Origin of the sequence: Chthonomonas sp., assembly GCF_035294505.1 — a bacterium.
Lineage (GTDB): Bacteria > Armatimonadota > Chthonomonadetes > Chthonomonadales > Chthonomonadaceae > Chthonomonas.
Genome location: NZ_DATGKU010000242.1, coordinates 36,815 through 58,181 on the forward strand (window position 1 = coordinate 36,815; position 21,367 = coordinate 58,181).

A 21,367-nucleotide genomic window follows, 5' to 3' on the forward strand; every position below is an offset into this window, starting at 1 on the left:
TTGCAATGTGGGACGGTTCGTGAGAAGCAGAGGGCCTATAAGCCGGGTTCTGTCTTTGTGTGGCCATCTCTCTGGGGAGTCGGTTACCCGACGCCTCTAGCGATCCACCGGGAGGGTCCGCGGGCCGCCTCATCCCCTCCCTTTGATCTTGCTCCCGATGGGGTTTGCCAGGCCGGTGTGTTACCACACCGCCGGTGCGCTCTTACCGCACCTTTTCACCGTTACCGCAGCCAAACGGCCACGGCTGTGTGTTTTCTGTGGCACTTTCCGTCGGGTCGCCCCGCCCGGATGTTATCCGGCATCGTGCCCTATGGAGCCCGGACTTTCCTCTGCAGCACACGCACGCAGCGTGGCTGCAGCGGCCACCCGGCCCTCTGCATCCATTTTCCATTTTACCGTGATGTGCGATAAGAGGTTCCTAAGTCTGCTGGGGTGCTATGTCTCTAAAAAGGTTCAAGGTGAGAACGAGACGGCAAAGGCTGGGGTTTTTGGGTGCTGCGGCGGGCGAGTTGACAAAATGTACAGGTTGGCGAGTCGCATAGAAGGGCGTCCGGCGCCCCTTTCAAAAGGGCCACAGCCATTGAGACCACGGCGCGTGCATTCATCCGTTGTGCGGGCAGGGAGCCGATCGTGCCGTAGCGAATAAGGCGAGCCTGGCGAAGCAGCGGCTCGATTTTGACAAACCCTTCCGAGCAACCAGGCTTACCGCGCATGGTTCGCCAGCGCTCAGGGCCGACTTTTACACGGAGGGTAGAAAGGAGATAGGGTACTTCCGCCCAAACCTCTGCCAGATGAAGCAGCAGGTTAGACCGTTGGTCTGTGTTTAGAAGCAGCAGCTCGCCATTAAGACGATGGAGGTGGGCAAGTGGGCTTTCAGAACCAAAAGGAAAGTGAAAGGGGGCCGCATGGGTTAGGAGAGCGGCGTTGGGGCCGATTGCGGTAAAGGAGAAAACCGGATGACGGCTTCGTTTAGCTTTGGGGCGATTGCGAACAAGCTCCGGTAGGGGGCCTACGAGCTGGGAGTTGGCGGGTGTAGAGCGAATGCGAAAAACGGAGACGGACGAACGCTGGAGCGCGTTCTCGACTAACATTGGGGGCTGTGGTGGAGAGTCTACAGAAGTATAGGTAAAAGTCGGTACCATAAGCGTTCCGATGGGGCCGAGTACCTCTAGCAGTGCGTCAAGGAGGGTTTGAGGAGAAGAGGATGCAGAGGATGGCCATGTGGAAAGCACCAGCAAAGTCATCCCAGAACGCAGCCCAAGTTTTTGGAGATCGATGACTAAGCTTTGCGCGCTGGACATGCGAAGCTCCTCTCGTTTTACAACCCCCTCATAAACACCAGAAGCATCAAAAAGCAAAAACGGGTTGGAGCTTCCAACCCGATAGTACCGATAGCGGAGGAGGGACTCGAACCCCCGACACTTCGGGTATGAACCGAATGCTCTAACCAGCTGAGCTACTCCGCCGTACTGAGGCAACCCTACATTTCCTAGTTATCCCTATTTTACCATGAGATGGCCACGTTTTTCAAGGCGAAAAGGTTGTTCGGGCTGCGCATCACGAAGAGGGCGAACAGGAGAAAGAGAGAGTTTTGGCGAACAAAGTATCGTTGATGAAGGAGGTTTCTACTTTACGTTTTATGAGGAACCGAGCGAAGCCAGTGAATGAGGGTGTCAGCGCCAAGGCCGTCGGGATGGCGATAGGCCTTATTTTTCTTAGTGTGTGGTGGATCGTCTACTCGGAAATGCGAACGCAGGTCACCGAAATCACCTCAACTTCTCTGCCCATGGGTGTGATCTTTCTCCTTTTTCTGTTGTGTTTTGGAAACGCCCTAATAGCACGCTATTTTGGTAAGAACCTGCTGTCTGGGCCGGAGCTGGCTATTATCTATACTTTAACGGCGGTAGGCTCATCGTTGGCCGGCATTGGGATGGTTGGTTTTATGATGCCGGCCTTGGCAAACCCTTTCTATTACAACAATGCAACAAACCATTGGGCCAAGCTTGCCAATCCGGCTCCTTGGTTCTGGGCACCGCATGATCCTCAGGCCATTCGTGCATTCTATTTAGGCAACAGCACTCTTTATACATGGGAGCACCTTCAGGCTTGGTTGGCGCCTGTGCTCTACTGGGGTCTCTTCTTCATGGTCTTGCTCGGTTTCTTCCTTTGTGTAGCGTTGCTGTTGCGACGCCAATGGATCGAGCAAGAACGGTTGAGCTATCCTATCATCGTGCTACCTATGGAGATGACTCTCTATCCTGACGGTTTCTTTGGATTCCTGCGGCAACGTGGATTGCTGATAGGGTTTCTCATTCCTGTGGTACTTCAGACCATCAATAGCCTCAACTATCTATTTCCTTCAGTGCCCTACATTCCGGTAAAGCCGACCATCAACGGACCACTAGACCTTGGTCCCCTGTTTACGACACCGCCGTGGAACGCTTTAGGCTATTTCCCGCTCGCTTTTCACCCCAACACCATTGGGTTGGCCTATCTTCTACCGGCAGATGTGTCCTTCTCATGCTGGTTTTTCTATCTTGTGCGGAAGGGGCTTGATGTTTTTTGCACCGCAATGGGTTGGCGTAGCCCCCAGAGCAGTCCGGTGGTGAATCGAATTCCTTATTCGCCTGAACAAGGGGTTGGCGCTTGGATAGCCATGGCGATCATGGTGTTGTGGCTGGCACGTCGAGAATTAAAGCGCTATGGGGCGGCCGCGTTCCGGTTTCGTGGCTGCCATGACAAGGAGGCGGCCTCGTTACGTTGGGCTGTGTGGGGCGCCCTTGTGTCGTTTGGTGGAATGGTCTATCTGATTGGGATAGGTGGAATGCCCATTACACTTGTGTTGGTGATGCTCCTCGTAGTCATTGCTTACCTTTTGGCACTTACACGCATTCGGGTAGATGCTGGCACGGCCTGGCATTTCGGGCCATTTATTCCCGCCCAGGAGGTGGTTGCAAATTGGGTTGGACCGGCGACTCTGTCTCCAGCTTCTGTCAGCACCTTGGCCTTCCATGAGTGGTACAACCTAGACTATCGTTCTATGACTGTGCCGCATCTTTTTGAGGGCTATCGAATGGCCTATGCCGGTAGAAGCTCGGCGCGCCGCCTCACTTGGGCTATGTTTCTCTGCATGCTCGTAGGGTATTTTGTGGCCTGTTGGGCTTCGTTACAGCTCTACTATACCTACGGTGCAGCAACAGCCCACGTAAACCCGTGGCGCATTCAGATGGGACAAATACCCTGGAACCTGGCGCAAGCGCACCAGCAATCGCTTCAGCACTACCCCGACTGGCCGGGAATCGAAGGGATGGTAGCCGGGGCGCTTATTACCTTCCTGCTGTTCTACACGCGCTCTCAGTTCACATGGTGGCCGTTTCATCCGGCAGGCTATGCTATCGGCAACACCTTTATCACCGACCTGCTTTGGTGTCCGTTCCTCGTAGGGTGGCTGGCAAAGGTGCTGATACTGCGTTATGGGGGGATGCAATCGTATCGTAGGGCGCTTCCCTTCTTCATCGGGCTTATTCTGGGCGACTATGTGATAGCCTGTTTATGGTCGCTGGCCGGTGTGGCATTTCACATGAGCATGTACCGATGCTTTCCGAATTGAGAGGAACCGAGCAAAACCGCCTATGCAAGACACACGTCTATTCAGCCCGGTGGTGACGACCAATACGCCACGAGAGCTGGCCATACCAACGACTTTAGAGGAGTGGCAGAAGTGGCGCCTCTTTGTACGTCAGCGTATTTTAACGGTCGCCGGGCTTTCTCCCATGCCCCAGCGTACGCCCCTGCATCCGCAGATATTTCGGCGTCTTGAACGTGACGGCTACTCTATTGAGACCGTTGCGATAGAGACATTGCCGGGTTTTTGGCTCTACGGTAATCTCTATCGGCCATTGCCATTGCCGGAGGTACCGCAGCCGGGCGTCCTCATTGCCCATGGACATTGGGTATCGGGACGCTTAACCGATACGAGCGAGGCCTCTTTCGTCGCTTGCGGCATTGCCATGGCGCGGGCCGGATGGACGGCTTTTGCTTACGATATGGTAGGGTATACCGACACCACTGTAGTAAGTCATCAATTCGCCTCGGATGCCGAAGAGGCTTTGTGGGGGATCAGCCTCTTCGGTTTACAAACATGGAACAGCCTGCGCGCGCTTGATTTTCTTCTCTCCTTGTCGCATGTTGACCCTACTCGGATCGGGATGACAGGAGCCTCTGGAGGGGGCACACAGACGATGATGCTCGCGGCCATTGATGATCGGCTAAAGGTATCGGCACCGTGCGTGATGGTCTCTCATACGATGCAAGGCGGTTGTCTCTGCGAGAACGCACCAGGGCTGCGGATAGATTTCTCCAACCTTGATATCGCAGCGGTTCACGCACCCAATCCGCAGATTCTCGTTGGAGCCACCGGGGATTGGACCAAAGATACGCTCACTGTGGAAGGGCCTTCTATTGCACGCATCTACGCCCTCTACGGTCATCCCGCGCGTTTCCGGTATCGGCTATTGGACTATGGGCACAATTTCAATGAGGCCACTCGCCGAGAGGTCTATACCTTTTTGGCGGAGCAGTTTGAGAGTGGGGCGATCCCAACCGATCAGCCGTTTCCCAAGGAACATGTGGAAGATATGCGCGCTCCGCAATGGGCAAGAACGCACGGCATGGAGGAAGCGCAGTTAAAAGCAACACTGCGACGCCAAGCAGCGCAAGCCTTACAAGAGGCCATAGGGTTTGCTTTTAAGGAAAGAACGGCCTTGCACGAGCGGTTTTTCCCGCTATGGCAACATGTTTTGGCCATCACCTCTCCTAAGGACGCGGATGTGGTGTGGGAAGTAAAGGAGACCGCAGACGAACTAGAAGGCCGTCGGTTGCGCGTCGCCTTCGGACGTGCCGGTAGGCAGGCGCGCCTAGAAGCATTACTGTTGGAGCCTCATCTACAGGATAGTGTGTGGGGTGCTATTCTCGTTGATGGGTCAACGGAAGCTGCGAGAAATGATGTACTCCTCCTGCCACTTTTAAAGTTGGGGCTGCGTGTGTTGTTGCCGAAGCGGTTGACGCTCAGCACAGTGGAGGAGAGAGCGCGTTATAGCGACTATGCTAAGGACTACTTTTGTACCTACAATCGGACATTGCTTCAAGAGCGCTTGTACGATCTGCTAACCTCCATACACCTCATGAAGCGCCTTGGCTCGGAGCGCCTCGTGGTTATCGGCAGGGGGTCTGCGGGGCTTGAAGCCTTGTTGATGGCACCCTTCGCCACGGTTCTGGTCGCAGATACGCGACATATGGAAATGGAGGAACCGACGTTCTGGCAGCATACCGCGCGATTCTTGCCCGGCATCATGCGCTTAGGAGGGGTAGTGCTATCCCTTGCATTAGCCTCATCCCGTCCCGTATTCCTTTACAACAAGGCCGATCGGTTTTGCGATCCAGGGCACTTCGATGAGTTGTCGAAAGTTTACGGGGATGCGCTGCATTGGACACGAACGGAGCCTTCTGAAGACGAGATAGTTCATTGGGTGGCTCAGAATCTCCGTTTTGGATCAGAGGCCGGTTAATGAATGGAAGACGCTTCGATGGTGGCGGCCTCTGTTGTGCCGTTGTCCCCTTTGGAAGAGGCCATCATCGGTTTGAGTTGAAGGCTCAGCAGGAATGCAATGGCCATAAGCACTGCCGAGCAGAAGAAGGGGACTCCGGTCGCATTAGGTAGTCCAATAAGATAGTTGTTGATAGGGGGTGCAATGATACGTGCCAGACTGCCCAAACCTTGTTGGACGCCGCTGAGAGTTCCTATTTCCGATGGGTCTGCAGCATGGGTAATGAGCGCATTGAGGGATGGTGTCATCACGCCCATCGCGATCGCGATGCAGACACTGAGGAGGTAGATGCCCAATAAAGAAGGTGCTAGGCCGATACCGATTAGCGTTAAGGTCATAAGCATGGCGCCAAATCGAACGAGGTAGTGTTCGCCGATAAAGTGGGCCAAGCCACGCACGATAAAGCCTTGCACAACAAGGCTCGAGAGACCCACGATCAGGAAGATACGACTCGTTATGATGGCCTCCGTCTTCTCGAATTGGTGACGGTGCACGATGTCGGGTAGAGAGGCCCACGGTTGGGCGAGATGGTGGATCTGCCATGTATGTATGGCCATCTGTTCGAGGGTGCTATGGAAGCGCAGAATAACGAGCCAAGAGAAAGAGGACTCGACAGCGGTAAAGGCGAAGGTAACGAAGGCGAAGACGAGAAGTTGGGCGCGAATATTCGCATCGTGGAATGCAGCTGAGATGGACCGGAGAAGGGCGAGAGGGCCTTTTTCTATTGTGCCCTCGGTTGCCGCCTCGCGGCGGGCCAGTGAGAGGCTTTCTGGCAGCATAGCAAGTGCCCACAGGAAGTTGCAGAAGGAGAGGAGGGCTGCCAGCAGAGCGGGGGTTGCAATGGGTGAGAGGGAGCCAATGGCAATGCGGCTGGCATAGCCACCGACCACCGGCCCGAAGGCGAAGCCGAGACCGAAGGCAATACCAAGCACGGCCATACCGCTGGCGCGTTTTTCGGGTGGGGTAACATCGGCGATATAGGCTTGAGCTGTTGGGAGGCTTGCGGAGGTAAGGGCACCTGCAGCCACGCGAGCGAGGAAGAGAACGAAGAGGTTAGGGGCTAACCCAAAGGTAAGAAAGGTACCGGCGGAGCCACATAGCCCGATGAGAATAACCGGTCGGCGCCCGATGCGATCCGAAAGGCGGCCCCAGAGAGGGGCTGTGAGAAACTGCATAAGGGAGTAGCACCCTAGCAGCATTCCTCCTACCCATGCGCCGCCGCCATAGTGAGAGATATAGACGGGGATGAGGGGTAGGATAAGCCCGAAACCGAGCATGTCTATGAACAGCGTTAGCGCCAGAATAAGCAATGGCGAACGCCGCATTTCCCCTGTTTTGCTTTGCCTTCTCAATTTGAACTCCCTATCTATTTTACCGATAAACTCCCTCATTTCGTGGCATTCTGCCGAAGTCTGCCGTTTCTCATGGAGGGCTAGGGAGTGGGTTGGCGGTTAGAGCTGATGAGCAGCATGTTGCAGGAGAACTTGATTGGTGATAAGGTGGGGTGGCTGCATGAGAATTTGGTAAATGGTCTCTGCCACCTCTTCCGGCTTTAGAAGCAGTTCGGTTCGCGGCTTTCCCGGTAGGGCATCCCAGAAGGGCGTATCCACACCGGAGCAACAGATGTTGGTGATGCGAATGTTATGGCGCTTAACCTCTTGGAGAAGGGCATTGCTAAAGCCGATGACGGCATGTTTGGTGGCGCAATAGAGTGCGGCGTTGGCGATGGTTTTTATTCCGAGAATGCCGGCAAGATTAACGATCAACCCTTGTTTCCGTTCGATCATATGAGGAAGCACCGCTTGGGTGAGGAGCATGGTACCTAAGACATTCACTTTCCACAGTTGTTCCATGCTGGCGCTATCCACCTCGAGAAAGGGGCCAATGGCACCGACGCCGGCGCTGTTTATAAGCACATCTATTTGTCCAAACCGGCGCAGGGTAGAGCTTATGAGGCGTTCGACATCGAGCGGGTTGGTAACATCGGCTTGAACGGCGTGGCAAGTATCGGCGGGAGGGGTTAGCTCGGCAAGAGCGGCTTCGAGGTGTTCGACGCTGCGCCCCGCGATCGTCACAGCCATTTGAGGGGTTGCCAAAAGCCGTTTTGCGGTGGCTTTGCCAATGCCGCTGCTGCCTCCTGTGATAAGAACCACTTTTTGAGTGTCGTCCATCTTTTTTCTCCTTTCCAGGTCTCTGTCATTAGAGAATACGACGAGTGGAGACATATTTCTCCACAATAATATATCGATCTTTCTCCAATTCGCCTCCAGGCAGGAATTGACAGAGCCATTGAAGAATAGGTGGCAAATAAATGAGAATCATGAGGAGGTTACCTATAGGTTATGAAGTTTTATGTACAGGCTCTAGGGCTGTTTGGCGTGTTATTTGGATTAGGAGTGGCTGTTGCCCAAGATGAGACGAACCAAATGACGAAGAGGCCTTCTTATCCACCTCTGAAAGACCCTGCTTCGCTTGCGGCCATTGCTTGTGGGGAGCCGCCGTTACAGACCATCCTTTGGCGACAGGGGTACAAGGTGAATACCGTTCAAGATGAGATAGAAGCCCAGCGTTTTGTGAAGGCAGGCCATGGGCCGGTTATCTACAAACCGATTGCGGCCTATGGGCTTTATAAAATTTGTAGCGCGGGGTGGTACCCCGTAAAGCCGGCCTCGGCGGCCTCTAATAGTTTGCCTCCTCCGCCGGAGAAGCATCTGCTGTGGCGTATAGATGCGCCGTATAATAAGCAGGACTTCCCCACGGTGATGCCGGGTAGTAGCCTTCAGTTCGATCCAGGTCGGCAAAGGTTCGGGCTATGGGTTTCGACTGCCGGTTTCCCCAACGAGACGATCTGCACGGAAGATGCCTTGCAGGCTTATGACCCTCGCTTTAAGCCGAACGACCGGCACAAGGCCCATGTGATCCCTGCGCGAGACGCATCGGGTAAGCTCATTCCGAACACTTATCTCATCGGCTGGGAATACTCGACGAATAACGACGATCAGGATGTTGTGACATTGGTAAGCAACGTGAAACCTGTGCAATGAGGATGATCGGTTGCTAGGAGGACGCTCATGGAGAGGGCAAGGAAAAACGGAAGCACGCCGGCGGTTTCCCCACGCGTTAATCGCCATGAGGAGCCAGAAGTTCAGAATAGGCGCGATGCCTTAGGGATCGTTATCGAAGGCTCTTTGAGCCGAGGTTTGGTGATGCGTCTTGCTGCTGACAAGAGCGTGGAAGACCTACGAGCAGGGAAGTTTTTGGTGGTTGAGGGGCAGAGGAATCGCTTCTTTGCTATTCTGGGGGACGTAGAGCTAGCGGCTATTCACAAAGACATTCTCTTGAACCCTCCTCTGCCGGAAGAGCGCTTACGCCGCGCCGTGCTGGCCGGCACAAGCGCCTACGGCTTGGTGCACCTGCGTCCGATGATTCTATTGCCCATGAATGGGGAAGAGGGCACGGTCGAGACAGCAGAAGCCGATGCCGAGTTGCTGCCGGTTCGCACGGTGCCTTCGCACTTCAGCGCGGTCTATGAGGCCACCCAAGAGGATGTGAGTCGTGTATTTGGTGCCGAAGGGGAGGGAAAGCCCTATTTTTACGTGGGCACGCCGTTGGATATGGACACGCCTGTATGCATCAACATGGAAAGATGGATTGAGCGTTCCAATGCCATTTTCGGCAAATCCGGCACCGGTAAAACCTTTCTTACCCGCCTTTGTCTGTGCGGGGCGATCAAGGCGAGAAATGCAGTCCATCTTATTTTTGATATGCATAACGAGTATGGTTGGGAGGGGAGATCGGAAACCGCGCAGGGCAGGAAGGTAAGAGGGCTGAAGCAGTATTTCGGTTCCCAGATTGTCATCGCGACACTCGACAGGGAGTCCTCGCACACACGAGGCGTTCGGCCGGACTTCGAGGTGAAGATAGGTTATAACGAAGTTGAGATTGACGATATTTTGCTATTGCAAGACGAGTTGAATCTGAACGAAACCGCTCGCGAGACCTGTTATCTTTTGGAAAGGATTTATAAGGAGAACTGGTTGGGCGAGCTTCTGAACTTGGAACCAGATCGGATTAAGGAACTTTGCGCGGAGTACAACATTCACTCTGGCGCCCTAAGTGCGCTCCAGCGCAAACTAACGAGCTTAATAAGGGACTGCGGCGATTTCCTCGTTCCCGAGTTACCTCCTGGGGAAGACCCCATACAGCGTATTGTTAGCGAACTGCAGCGGGGGCATGATGTGGTGCTAGAGTTTGGCCGCCACGACAAACCACGACAGTACATGCTCGTAGCCAATATTCTTACTCGGCGTTTGCATGATCTCTATGTACGGGAAACCGAGAAAGCGTTAGGCGGTCGAGGGAGTGAGCCGAAGCATCTCATTGTAGTGATAGAGGAGGCGCACAAGTTCCTTTCGCCCTCCCTGGCAAATCAAACCATTTTTGGCACGATCGCCCGGGAGATGCGTAAGTACCATATGACGCTGTTGATCGTAGATCAGCGACCGAGTCAGATCGATCGTGAAACGCTTTCTCAGGTCGGCACGCGCATCTGCTGTCTGCTGGATGATGAGAGCGATATAGATGCGGTTCTCACGGGTATAATGGGCGCGTCCGATTTGCGGACGGTGTTGGCGAGTTTGGAGACACGCCAGCAAGCGCTCATTTTCGGCCATGCTGTGCCCATGCCGGTCGTTGTACGTGCCCGTACTTACGATGACGACGCTTTCAGGCAGGCCATGATGTCACCTGGTTCTCAGCAAACCGGGAGTACCGACTTCGAGCGTGAGCGCGATCGAGATTTCTAAAAGCATTTGGGAGGTATCTGCTTGAAGCGTTTTCGGCGCGCGTGGTGGCCTCTATCTGTGGCGCTTTTGCCGAATCTCCTTACCGTTTGTGCTGCTGCAATAGAATCCGGTAACTCTACTTCCAAAAAACAGCCATCTTCTGTTCCAACCAACGGCACTCTTGTGGTAACGGGAGCGAAGTTGTTGCGTCAGAACCTCGCCAACGGCAGTTTAGAGGCACCAGAGGGGGCTACCGTCGTCTACACAGCTTCAGATGGGACGCAGACGACACTGAAAGCCGGGTCTTTTTTTTACGACGGCATGAGTGCGGTGGCCGAGGCTAGGGGGCCGATCTCCCTACAGCGTGCGGAGGGTATATTTACCGGTGAGAAGCTAACATACAACTTTCGCGATCGTGATGGCACTCTTGAAGAGGCTCATCTCGAAACCGATCTCTTTCGGGCTAGCGGCAGTCGTATCGAGCTTTCACCTGATGGGCGCGATACGCTTTATAATGCCCGGTTCACCACGTGCGCGTTGGTTCATCCCGATTACGTGATACGGGCACGACGTATTCGATTGGTTCCGGGACAATATGTGCAGGCCGATGGCATCACGTTTCAGGTAGGACGTGTTGTTTTGCCCGCGCTTCCTTCTTATAGGTACAATTTGGGGACGGGAGGCGGCTCGCCTACGGTGTTGCCTGGCTACGATCGAACGGACGGCCCCTACGTTTCCATCAGTCAAAGTCTATTAGGCGGCATCCGCAGCAGCCTTGATGTCAACGCGCGCGTAGGGGTGAAGACGTTACCGGTTGGCACGGTGGATTATGTGCTCGCCCTGCAGCCTGTGGCTCGTAGCTTTTCCGCTCGCGCGGTGTTAGGCGATGTGGCCGATCCGTTGCAGAGCACCTTAGAACGACTTGCTCCACCGATCTATAGCCGTGACCCGCATGAAATTACCTTTCAGCCTCATAGCAGCTTTTTTTACGCGATGTTGCAGAATCGGCAGTTCGTGTACAACCGGAATTTTACCAACATCTCGATCTCCCGTTTCCCAGAAGTGGGGGTGCGATTCGTGAATATATTTGGTAGTCGCGAAGTGCCCGCAGGGCAAGCGACTTCCCTAGCTGCGCCTTTGCAGGTAGACGTTGCGGCCTATGGGGCCGAAATCAACGAGTTACCGTCGAATGTAACTGCGGCGCGTTTTGGCTTGCGCACCGATCTGATCAGTCCGGCAATCGTTATCGGACGACGGATATCCCTTCGTTTCGCATTTACGAACTGGTTAAACTACTACTCAACGGGAACGGCCTATGCCATACTCTCGCCAGAGGCGGGATTGGACTATCTTCCCACCCGAACTTCGCGCCTTAACGTATCCCTTCGGCATTTGGCGGATGTAGGGAGGACCCCCTTTGTGTTTGATCGTAGGGATGTGCGCAACGAGCTGAGACTGCAGTATCAGGTGGGGGGAACATGGGCGTTTGGTTTGATGAGTCATATTGATTTAGACCACAACCGCGCTTACGACAACGAGTTAGCCATCATTCGCAATTTCGATTGTATGCAGGTAGGAGTGTACTACCGCACACGCTCACAGCAGTTTGGAATTCTGTTTAATCTTCTTCCGGCGTCTCGGCGAGCGATGGGCGGTCGGTCGCTTGTTTCACCACAACCCGCTGGCGTTGGGGACTGAGCCAAAAAATGACCAGAGAAATAATCCCGATTCCCAGAAGGGCATTGATGGCCACCGCCCGGGTAGCGCCGAGATGGTCGGCGGAGAGGCCGATAAGCAGGCCGCCAACCGGTTGAAGGGCATTAAAGACAAGGGTATAGAGGGCCATAACGCGTCCGCGTAGAGCATCGGGAACGTGCTCTTGTACGAAGGTGTTTGCGGATATCCCACAAAGAATCATGCAGAAACCTATGAGCAGAAGGCAGACGAGCGCCAGCCGATAAGAATGCACGCTGATGAACAACAGGCTTGAAAGCCCCAAGCCGATGGCACCGGTAAAGATGGCATAGCGGCGTGGAATGCGCAGACCAAACCAGGCCAAAGAGAGTCCGGCCAAGGCAGCACCTAGACCGTTGATTGAGACCATAGTGCTGTAGCCTTGTTTGCCTACTTTAAAAAGCTGAGCAAAAACCGGCAGCAGCGTGGTGACGGGCCATAAGAGAAGGCTGGCAGCGGCGATAAGGACGATCACCTGCAGCACCGGACGAGTACGGCGAACATAGGTTAGGCCCTCTTTGATAGGCTGGCGATGAGGCTTTACGGTTTGGTTTTCCATGCGCATGAGCAGCAGCGAGAGGATGACCGCGAGGAAGCTTATTCCGTTCCAGAAGAAACAGGCGGCAGCGCCCTGCTGTACGAGGACGAAGCCGGCAAGTGCCGGGCCGATGAAGCGAGCCATATTAAAACGGAGTGAGTTGAGGGCGATGGCTCCGGGCAATGCGCGTCTATCCTCTACCATATCGGTGACGAAAGCCTGCTGAGACGGCATGGTATAGGCGCGGACGATGCCAAGCAGGCCCGCCATAAGAGCGATGTGCCAAGGTTGGATAGGAATCGGCGAATGTGGCCATGCTAGAAAAGCTAGGGTGAAGGCAAGGAGCATGGCTGCCGTTTGTGTGATGAGCAGCACATTGCGACGGGGATAACGGTCGGCGACCTGCCCTCCGGCGAAGGCGAAAGCTACATAGCATAGCGCTCCGGTGCCGGATACGATGCCCAGCCAGGTGGCCGACTGCGTGAGGTGGTAAACGAGCCAGCTTTCGGCAACCTGTTGCATCCATGTGCCGGCAACCGATATAAGCTGTCCTATGAAGAAAAGACGAAAGTTCCGAAAGCGAAAAGGATAGAGGGGGCCGATCCGCCCTTCGGTTAGCACGGCCTCTCCTGCATGGGCAGAGGCAGAATGGTTAGAAGAGTCTTTTGTTTCGTCCATGGAGTTCCGTCAATATGTTACCCTTCTCGGAAAGGTTTTAGTAGATTCCCATTCCAACGGAAAGTTACGGTATACTAATTCTATCGAAAAAGTAAGGATTCCGCCCTTTTAGGGAACGGAGGCAATGAGGAAAGCGTAAATTCAGTCATGAGCACACTACTCCGGTTATCTGAGGGAGCCGGCTCTGCGAGCGCTTACACCCCTTCCACTTCGCCCGATCCCGCTTTACGGCCGCATCCGGTGGGTCTGTTGGAGCTGATTGGGAACACACCGCTGCTGCGACTACGTCGGGTGGTGCCGAAGAATCCACGCGTTACGATCTACGCGAAGGCCGAGTGGGCCAATCCTGGAGGCTCTGTGAAGGACCGTCCGGCCCTCAATATGATTCTGGAAGGGGAGCGAAGCGGCGCCTTGCGGCCTGGCAAGATCATTCTCGACGCTACCTCTGGGAACACGGGCATTGCCTACGCAATGATCGGGGCTGCCCTGGGATACGAGGTGCACCTATGTTTGCCGGCGAACGCCAGTGAGGAGCGCAAACAGATTCTGCGTGCCTACGGTGCACAGCTCATTCTCACCGATCCACGGCTCTCTTCTGATGGGGCTATTTTAAAGGCGCGCGAGCTTTATACGGCGCAGCCAGACCGTTACTTCTATCCCGATCAGTACAATAATCCGGCCAACTGGCGTGCGCACTACCTCACTACAGCACCGGAGATATGGCATCAGACGCACGGGCGAATAACTCATTTCGTGGCCGGTTTGGGTACGAGTGGAACCTTTGTGGGAACTGGGCGTCGCCTGAAAGAGTTTAATCCGAACATTCGCCTTATTTCGTTCCAGCCCGATTCGCCCTTCCATGGTTTGGAAGGGATGAAGCATATGGCCAGTTCCATTGTGCCCGGCATCTACGACCCCAATTTGGCGGACGAGAACCGCGAGGTCTCTACCGAGGAGGCCTATGCCATGGTGAAGCGGCTTGCGCGTGAGGAGGGCGTTTTGGTGGGCATCTCGGCGGCGGCGGCAATGGTCTGCTGCTTAAAATTGGCAGAGGAGTTGGACGAAGGGGTCATTGTGACGATCTTTTGTGATACCGGAACACGCTATCTTTCCGATCGCTTCTGGCATGAGGGGGAGTAAGTGATTCGCATTCCGAAGAGGGTAGAGGAAGCTATCTCTGCCCATGGTGCAAAAGATTATCCTCGTGAGTGTGTGGGAGCTTTGCTAGGACGGCTGGAGGGTGAGATTCGCATTGTGGAGGAAGCGAGGCCTTTGCCAAACACATTCGATCCCTCTTGGGAGGCAGATGTGCGCGGAGGGGCGGCGGAGGATGTTCCAGGACAGGAACGGCGTTACCTTGTTGCGCCCGACGCGATGTTTCGGCTGCTGCGGGAGGAGCGAGAGACTGGGGTGAAGGTGCTGGGATTCTATCACTCGCATCCCGATCATCCGGCGAGACCAAGCGTCTTCGATAGGGACTGGGCGTCGCCGTGGTATACCTATTGTATTCTCTCTGTACGGCGAGGTGTGCCGCAGGAGTTGACCGCCTGGCAACTCAACGAGGCCGGCGATGCCTTTTTAGAGGAGCCTATAGAGATCGTATAGATCATCAGAGAACATAATTTAGAGGGAAGAGACTATGCCTAAGATACTTGTGCCCACATCACTGCAACAGTTTGTTGGCGGAAACGACGAGATCAACGTCGGGGGAACTACCGTCAAGGAGGCGTTAGATCAGTTACTAGAACGCTACCCAGATTTAAGAAAACATCTCTATAACGATCAGGGTGAGCTACGTCACTTTGTCAATATCTACAAGGGGTCTGACGACACGCGCGCTTTGCAGGGTCTTCAGACGCCGGTAACCGATACCGATGAGCTTAGCATTGTGCCCTCCATTGCGGGCGGTGTGGGAGTGGAGACGGCTCGGATCAACCCGAACGCCCTTTTGCCAGAGGAGCGCGTAGAGGCTGTTAGCTTTAGTAACGAGGAGATACTGCGCTACAGCCGTCATCTCATTTTGCCGGAAGTGGGGCTTGAGGGGCAGAAGAGACTGAAGGCGGCGAAGGTGCTGTTGATCGGGGCCGGTGGGCTGGGGTCGCCGCTCGCCCTTTATCTGGCGGCAGCCGGGATAGGCACCATCGGCCTGGTGGATTTTGACGCTGTAGACCTAACCAATCTGCAGCGGCAAGTGATACACGGCACCAACGATGTGGGGCGCTCTAAACTTGAATCGGCGAAGGAGACCATTCTCGATATCAATCCCCATGTAGAGGTTATCGGGTTTGAGGAGCGATTCATCTCACAGAACGCCTTAGAGATCGCTCGCGACTTTGACATCATTATAGACGGAACCGACAACTTCCCTACACGCTACCTAACTAATGACGTGTGTGCGTTGCTAGGAAAGCCCAATGTTTACGGATCGATCTTTCGGTTTGAGGGGCAGGCATCTGTATTTTGGGCCGGCCACGGTCCATGCTACCGATGTCTATTTCCTGAACCACCTCCTCCGGGGTTGGTGCCCTCTTGTGCCGAAGGTGGGGTATTAGGCGTATTGCCCGGGATCGTTGGGTGTATTCAGGCTATTGAGGCTATCAAATTGATACTAGGCATCGGTAATCCGCTTATTGGGCGATTGCTGACCTTCAATGCGTTGAAGATGCAGTTTCGTGAGCTGCGTCTGCGGCGTGACCCCGCCTGTCCACTTTGCGGCGAGAATCCCACCATTCATGAGCTGATTGACTATGAGGAGTTCTGCGGCATCCGCGGGGAAGAGGCCCCTCCGCCACAACTCGATGAGATCGAGGAGATCACGGTTCATGAGCTGAAGCGCCGCATGGATTCCGGTGAGAAGCTCACCGTTATTGATGTACGTGAACCGCATGAGTACGCCATCGCCCGCATTCCCGGAACGCGACTGATTCCGTTAGGGCAGATTGCAGAGCGTGCTCATGAGCTTGACCCGAATCAGGAGATCATACTCCATTGCCGCAGCGGTAAGCGCAGTGCAGAGGCCCTTCTTAAGCTAAAGGCGAAGGGATTCAAGAACCTTAAGAACCTTAAGGGAGGTATTTTAGCTTGGAGTGAAGAGATAGACCCAAGCGTACCGAAATACTGAGCCAATGCTCCTAGAGGCCGATGCGATCACTGCAGGATATGGCGGGCGGACGGTTCTTCATGCCGTCCGTCTTGTTTTTCAGACGGGGGAGTTTGTAGGGCTTTTGGGGCCTAACGGCAGCGGAAAGTCCACCTTACTGCGTGTGCTTTCTGGAATCTTGGCGCCCCAATCGGGTTGTGTGACCCTAGATGGAGAGGTTTTATCGCAGATTCCTCCTCACATTCGCGCTCAGAAAATCGCCTTCGTACCTCAGTCTGAGCCAGCCTTGTTCGATTTCACGGCTCTCGATGTGGTGCTTATGGGGCGCTATCCCCATCGGGGTGGGAGGGGATTTACCGAAGAGGATTACGCTATTGCCCGGCGCTGTATGGCGGAATTGGACATTCTTTCCTTGGCCGAAAGGCCGATCACCCAACTCTCTGGAGGTGAGCATCGGCGCGTGTTGATCGCGCGGGCTTTAGCACAGGAGGCTCCGCTGCTGCTTTTAGACGAGCCTACAGCTCATCTCGACATAACGCACCAGGTAGAGTTGCTGCAACACATTCGAAAGATGGTTGAGCGTGGTCAAGGAAAAGTAGGTGTTATTGCTGCGTTGCATGATATCAACCAGGCCGCGGAGTTTTGCGATCAGCTTGTACTACTGCGTGCTGGGCGCGTGGAGGCTAATGGAGCACCAGAGACCGTGCTAACTTCAGCTCACCTGCGGCGCGTCTATGATGCCGATATACAGGTGGGACTGAACCCGACAACGGGAAAGCCAACGCTGTTAAGCGTACGACCGGTGCGTTCCGGGGAGGCACGCGGGAGACCGAATGTGCATCTGGTATGCGGCGGAGGTTCGGGAATCGCGATTATGGGTACACTTGTTCATCATGGTTACGTGGTGAGTGCCGGGCCGCTCAATCTGTATGATAGCGACCAGGTGGCTGCCGAAGCGTTGGGCATCGACGTGATATTAGAGGCGCCTTTTGCGCCTCTGGGCGATGAGGCCTGTGCGGCAGCCAAGACGGTGATGAAGCAGGCCGACCTGGTGTTTATTGCTCCGGTTCCCTTTGGGCACGGCAATCTCCCGGTGTTGGATTTGGTGTGGGAGATGCAGAGGATAGGCAAGCGGGTCGTGTTGTTAGGCGATAAACATTTTGAAGCCCGTGATTTTACAGGCGGTAAGGCAGCGCAACTGTTGGCACAGCTATGCCACCATGGGGCGAAGTGTTATGCCACGTTGGAGGAATGGCTGGCTCATGAGGAAGCCACATAAAACCCCCCCTTGCTGCTAGTTAGGGGGGCAAGCAATGGTTTATAACTCAATGGTTTACGCTGTTAATTATTCAATAGCGCGACTGTCTCCTGATTCAGTAGAACGTAGAGGCCATAGATGCCTAAGAGAGTGCCGAGCGGAAAGTTAAATAGCTCTAAGATCGAGAGTATGATCCCTAATATTCGGCTCCAGCTCCTTCGCGTGAGTAGGCCATAGCCAAGGATGAGGCCTGGCAGGCCAATGATGAGGAGAAATGCCCCAACCACCGCCCCAAAGCCGCTGGCTAAAAGTCCACCTGCGGAATGATTTTGTATGCTACTCCCTACGCCTGCTGCAAGGCCACCGAGTATGGTGATCGCGCCAAAGATGGCGAATGCTGCGTTAAGTAGTACATACAGCCAACCAAGAATTTTGATATGTTGTTCCATGAGCGTAAGTTTGCCTCCTTTTGAGAATAGAGGTATTAAGATATAGAGATGCCGTATGCCTCTCTACTGATAAATACGACGAACTGTTGCAGGACTCCTTCTTTTTTTTCAAACTAGCATTCTGCTTAGTATGATGGATTAATAAGCTCTCTCAAATTGGCGTTTTATCTGGAAAGAATGAGACCGGCTTCTTCATTAAATAGAACGACAAGCCCGTAGACGCCTAAGATGGTTCCCAGAGGAAAGTTAAGCAGATCGAACAGGGAAAAAACGATCCCGAGCGGGCGGCTCCAACTTCTCTCGGTCAACAGTCCGTAGCCAAGAATAAGACCGGGTAACCCAAAAATAAGCAAGAAGGCGCCTAAAAACACTCCCACGCCACCCAGAACGTAGGCCGGTAAAGCGTCGTGAACCAGCGCTCCGGCACCTGCGCCGAAGAAGAGGAGAAAGAGAAAGAGCGCGATTCCCGGCAGGACATAGAGAGCACTAATGATAATATGCAGCCATGCTAGTACTTTGATATGGATTTCCATATAACGTCCCTCCAGTTAATATAGATTTTACGTTAAGATAGGTTTCTCCTGCTAATTTTTCGAGGATGGGATTTCCACACCGAAGGATGTTCATGAGTGTTAGGGACAGAGTACTGTTTTGGCCTCCCCTGTCGAGAGAATGGCGAAGGTATAGATTCCAAGAAGAGTTCCTATCGGAAAGTGAGCCAGCAGGAAGAACGACATAACCAGGCCAAGTAGGCGACTCCAACAGGCTTTTTTAAGCAGTCCATACCCTAGAAGCACGCCGGGAGCCCCTGTTGCGCAGAGGAAAAGACCGATGAATAGCCCCGCTGTGTAGACGGCGAGAGGAGGTATTTGAGTCCATTCACTGACGTTATGACCTAGAAACAGCACAAAAAGCAGTATAGCACCCCCGACGATGAGTGAAAAGATATGGAGAGCTATATGCAACCACCCTAGCACCTCGATATGGGTTTCGACATCCATCTGCTAGCTACTTCCGGGCATTCACCTGCATGTTGGGCGCATAAGTTGTTCTGTAGTTGTCAACGCCCCCCGCCTTAAGGTCAGGGGCTTGCATCTCATACGGAAGCCGGAGCCTCCGATGGACACGATACGCTGGTTGACGACAGCGCGCCGGATGGTGAAGACCAACCGACAAGGTATTTGTCTCGAATGTTCTCAGAAGCATTGAAATCCGCGTTGCGACGATACCCACAAGAACGACAGATCAAATGGAAGGAGGCCGTAAACTGTGCGGTCGTTTCGGCAAGGGCTTGTGCCTGTTGGGTACTGGGTTTAAGCCGCAGTCGTATCACTCTGTCCACGTTAGTATTAGTATCCCATGTTTTTCAAGGATTTTACCGCCTTTGCATACAAGTGAAAGGAGCGCAGGTGCTCCAAACGCATTCCCCACCCGGCTAAAGCAAGGGTGTTGATTTTATAGACGGAGGTTGTTTACAACGGGTTTCAAAGACTTGAGAGTAGTCATTGATGGGATTGCTGTAGTATCTAGGGGCTATTCGTTGCGACCGACCCTTACATGCGATATAACTCATACCGCTTTCTTGGTAAAGTTGCAGAATTAGGTATTGGGAAGATGCTAAAACACACTTGAGCAGCCTCAAAAGAGAGGGGCAGATAGAACTTTGAGGCTGCTCTGAGACGTTCACAGGGAAAGCTTCGCTCTATGTAAGAAGAAAAAGCAACAGCTAGCCCACGCCCGGAATTTTGACCGGAACGTCATGAATGGTCATGCCAGCCTGCTTAGAAAGCGTGTCTACGCTTGACAGGGAGTTATTGGCATTATCAATGCCTTTTTGGTCAAACACCTTGTTCTTCAAATTTTGGCCTACGCTTGCAAAGGCGGCTTCCATGTGATCAATAGCGCCGGCAAGTTTGTGCAGTAAGGGGCTTTTGCTGGTGTGTGCCAGGTGATCGGCCGCTTTGAGTCGGTTGACGGCGAACAGAGTAGCCAGCCCAGCCTTCACCAAAGCCGCGGTTCTGTGGGGAGCACCGGCCTGAAATGCGCCATGTTTATAGGGGTTCCAAACCCAGTGGTGGAAGGCAAAGAAGGCGACGCCTACATCCGTGATGAAGCGAGTCTTATCAAAGAGCGCAGAGGCCGGTTTGCTAAACAGGGTAACGCTTGTAAGCGTTGTGGCCGCGAGGGCGATGGCAAGCAAGGGACGTTTGTAGTGAGTCAGCATGGTTAACTCCTCCTTTTGGAAATGGTATCTTTTCACGAGAACCCTTCTCAAGGATCGCGTGCAGTTATTAAGACGGAATTCGATGCTAAGGGGTTTCATGATCTGGGCTGGTTAGGTTATCGGTCACAGTATCCGCATTCCCTCTCAGAACGGCTATTTTCCCCTCAATACGATACCAGGCGATACGGTCCACATAGTCATCTTCGGCAAACACATCCCAACCCTTGTCTACGGGGGTGTGGGTTACGGCCACACAGGCGTGATTATCGAACCAACCGCTCTGTTTGCCCATAGCGACACCGGGGGCCATTTTACCCACGAGCAGGCCGTTTGAAGTATAGTGGTAGATGGTGGCGCTGCGGCCTCCTCCGGCCAGGCACCCACCTCCAGGCAGGAAACAGATGCCGGGGCAGACCTCGGGCAATGGCACAGCCCAAAGACGCTTGCCGAATGGATCAAAATGCACCAGCGTTGTGCCACCCATCCAAAATGGGTTGTTAGGGGGCGAGGGCCAGACACGGCTCCAACCGAGAGCGTAGATGCTGCCGTCATCTGCATGCTGAGCCATAGTGGGATCGAAGCCAAGTGAAGAGGTGTCGTGCGGAATCACCTCATGCGCATTGGCCCAGTTGTAGGTAGGATTGCCTCGAGCGTCTAGCTTTCCTTTAGGCAGTTCCCAGATGCTATGGGTATTGAGATTTGCAAACCAGATGTTACCTTTATCGTCTACATCCATACCGAACACGCTAACGCTGCCTTTTCCTGGAGGGGCAAACCAGAGAATCTCGTTAGCTTGAGGGTAACCGGTGCCATGTTGATCGTGCCATGTCCACTGTTGTGGCAGACTAGGGGTCTGTTGTTGCCAGTGGCTTTGCCCGGTTGCATCGGGGTCACGACCTCCTACAAGTGCAGCAAGATGGAGGGTATGCCCTTCAAGTCGGTAGACTTGAACGCCGTCTCCGGTAGGCAGAAAGAGAAAGTGGTGGCCTTGAAAAG

Annotated in this window: 18 protein-coding genes, 1 tRNA gene and 1 other RNA gene; 9 read left to right on the top strand and 11 right to left on the bottom strand. The window is 54.0% G+C overall.

Annotated elements, in window-relative coordinates:
- Positions 1 to 22: 22 nt before the first annotated feature.
- From rnpB to VKV18_RS14590, 3 genes are all read right to left on the bottom strand, one after another.
- Positions 23 to 378: RNase P RNA component class A (gene rnpB / locus VKV18_RS14580), an RNA gene on the bottom strand.
- A 65-nt stretch (positions 379 to 443) separates the two neighbouring features.
- Positions 444 to 1,301 (bottom strand): AAC(3) family N-acetyltransferase, encoded by an 858-nt coding sequence (locus VKV18_RS14585; protein WP_324204913.1) that lies wholly within the window; start codon positions 1,299 to 1,301, stop codon positions 444 to 446.
- Between the two features lie 91 nt (positions 1,302 to 1,392).
- A tRNA-Met gene (locus tag VKV18_RS14590) sits at positions 1,393 to 1,466 on the bottom strand.
- A gap of 194 nt (positions 1,467 to 1,660) precedes the next feature.
- Between VKV18_RS14590 and VKV18_RS14595 the strand changes: the two genes are divergently transcribed.
- Complete coding sequence (locus VKV18_RS14595; protein WP_324204914.1) at positions 1,661 to 3,610, top strand: DUF6785 family protein; 1,950 nt, start codon at positions 1,661 to 1,663, stop codon at positions 3,608 to 3,610.
- Between the two features lie 22 nt (positions 3,611 to 3,632).
- Positions 3,633 to 5,567 carry an acetylxylan esterase gene (locus tag VKV18_RS14600; protein ID WP_324204915.1) on the top strand — a complete coding sequence of 645 codons (1,935 nt, stop codon included), beginning with the start codon at positions 3,633 to 3,635 and terminating at the stop codon, positions 5,565 to 5,567.
- Here VKV18_RS14600 and VKV18_RS14605 read toward each other — a convergent pair.
- Both VKV18_RS14605 and VKV18_RS14610 read right to left on the bottom strand, forming a co-directional pair.
- Positions 5,564 to 6,931, bottom strand: coding sequence for an MFS transporter (locus tag VKV18_RS14605; protein ID WP_324204916.1), 1,368 nt, complete (start codon positions 6,929 to 6,931; stop codon positions 5,564 to 5,566). The two genes, VKV18_RS14600 and VKV18_RS14605, sit on opposite strands and share 4 nt — an antisense overlap.
- 126 nt (positions 6,932 to 7,057) lie before the next feature.
- Positions 7,058 to 7,777, bottom strand: coding sequence for an SDR family oxidoreductase (locus VKV18_RS14610; RefSeq protein WP_324204917.1), 720 nt, complete (start codon positions 7,775 to 7,777; stop codon positions 7,058 to 7,060).
- Between the two features lie 171 nt (positions 7,778 to 7,948).
- Between VKV18_RS14610 and VKV18_RS14615 the strand changes: the two genes are divergently transcribed.
- From VKV18_RS14615 to VKV18_RS14625, 3 genes are read left to right on the top strand one after another with little or no spacing between them, the layout of a single operon-like run.
- Positions 7,949 to 8,650, top strand: coding sequence for a hypothetical protein (locus VKV18_RS14615; protein WP_324204918.1), 702 nt, complete (start codon positions 7,949 to 7,951; stop codon positions 8,648 to 8,650).
- 27 nt (positions 8,651 to 8,677) lie between these two features.
- The gene (locus VKV18_RS14620) at positions 8,678 to 10,411 is read left to right on the top strand and encodes an ATP-binding protein (protein ID WP_324204919.1); all 1,734 of its coding nucleotides are present in this window, start codon (positions 8,678 to 8,680) and stop codon (positions 10,409 to 10,411) included.
- Between the two features lie 21 nt (positions 10,412 to 10,432).
- On the top strand, positions 10,433 to 12,088 hold the full coding sequence (locus tag VKV18_RS14625; RefSeq protein WP_324204920.1) for a hypothetical protein: 1,656 nt from the start codon (positions 10,433 to 10,435) through the stop codon (positions 12,086 to 12,088).
- Here the strand turns inward: VKV18_RS14625 and VKV18_RS14630 are convergent.
- Positions 12,009 to 13,340 (bottom strand): MFS transporter, encoded by a 1,332-nt coding sequence (locus tag VKV18_RS14630; protein ID WP_324204921.1) that lies wholly within the window; start codon positions 13,338 to 13,340, stop codon positions 12,009 to 12,011. The two genes, VKV18_RS14625 and VKV18_RS14630, sit on opposite strands and share 80 nt — an antisense overlap.
- Positions 13,341 to 13,487: 147 nt before the next feature.
- On the opposite strand from VKV18_RS14630, the gene VKV18_RS14635 reads away from it, so the two are divergent.
- From VKV18_RS14635 to VKV18_RS14655, 4 genes are read left to right on the top strand one after another with little or no spacing between them, the layout of a single operon-like run.
- The gene (locus VKV18_RS14635) at positions 13,488 to 14,480 is read left to right on the top strand and encodes a cysteine synthase family protein (protein ID WP_324204922.1); all 993 of its coding nucleotides are present in this window, start codon (positions 13,488 to 13,490) and stop codon (positions 14,478 to 14,480) included.
- Entirely contained in the window at positions 14,481 to 14,945 is a 465-nt protein-coding gene (locus VKV18_RS14640) for a M67 family metallopeptidase (RefSeq protein WP_324204923.1), read from the top strand.
- A 34-nt stretch (positions 14,946 to 14,979) separates the two neighbouring features.
- Positions 14,980 to 16,461 carry a ubiquitin-like small modifier protein 1 gene (locus VKV18_RS14650; RefSeq protein WP_345786427.1) on the top strand — a complete coding sequence of 494 codons (1,482 nt, stop codon included), beginning with the start codon at positions 14,980 to 14,982 and terminating at the stop codon, positions 16,459 to 16,461.
- Between the two features lie 4 nt (positions 16,462 to 16,465).
- A complete protein-coding gene (locus VKV18_RS14655; protein ID WP_324204924.1) occupies positions 16,466 to 17,719 on the top strand; it encodes an ABC transporter ATP-binding protein in 1,254 nt (417 codons plus the stop codon).
- Between the two features lie 62 nt (positions 17,720 to 17,781).
- Here VKV18_RS14655 and VKV18_RS14660 read toward each other — a convergent pair whose 3' ends face one another.
- The 5 genes from VKV18_RS14660 to VKV18_RS14680 all read right to left on the bottom strand — a co-directional run.
- On the bottom strand, positions 17,782 to 18,147 hold the full coding sequence (locus VKV18_RS14660; RefSeq protein ID WP_324204925.1) for a hypothetical protein: 366 nt from the start codon (positions 18,145 to 18,147) through the stop codon (positions 17,782 to 17,784).
- Positions 18,148 to 18,311: 164 nt separating this feature from the next.
- Positions 18,312 to 18,680: a hypothetical protein gene (locus VKV18_RS14665; protein ID WP_324204926.1), complete on the bottom strand. Its 369-nt coding sequence runs from the start codon at positions 18,678 to 18,680 to the stop codon at positions 18,312 to 18,314.
- 99 nt (positions 18,681 to 18,779) lie between these two features.
- Entirely contained in the window at positions 18,780 to 19,148 is a 369-nt protein-coding gene (locus VKV18_RS14670; RefSeq protein ID WP_324204927.1) for a hypothetical protein, read from the bottom strand.
- Positions 19,149 to 19,873: 725 nt separating this feature from the next.
- Positions 19,874 to 20,407, bottom strand: a complete 534-nt coding sequence (locus VKV18_RS14675) for a hypothetical protein (protein WP_324204928.1) — start codon at positions 20,405 to 20,407, stop codon at positions 19,874 to 19,876.
- 49 nt (positions 20,408 to 20,456) lie between these two features.
- A partial coding sequence (locus VKV18_RS14680; protein ID WP_324204929.1) for a hypothetical protein occupies positions 20,457 to 21,367 on the bottom strand: 911 nt, incomplete at its 5' end.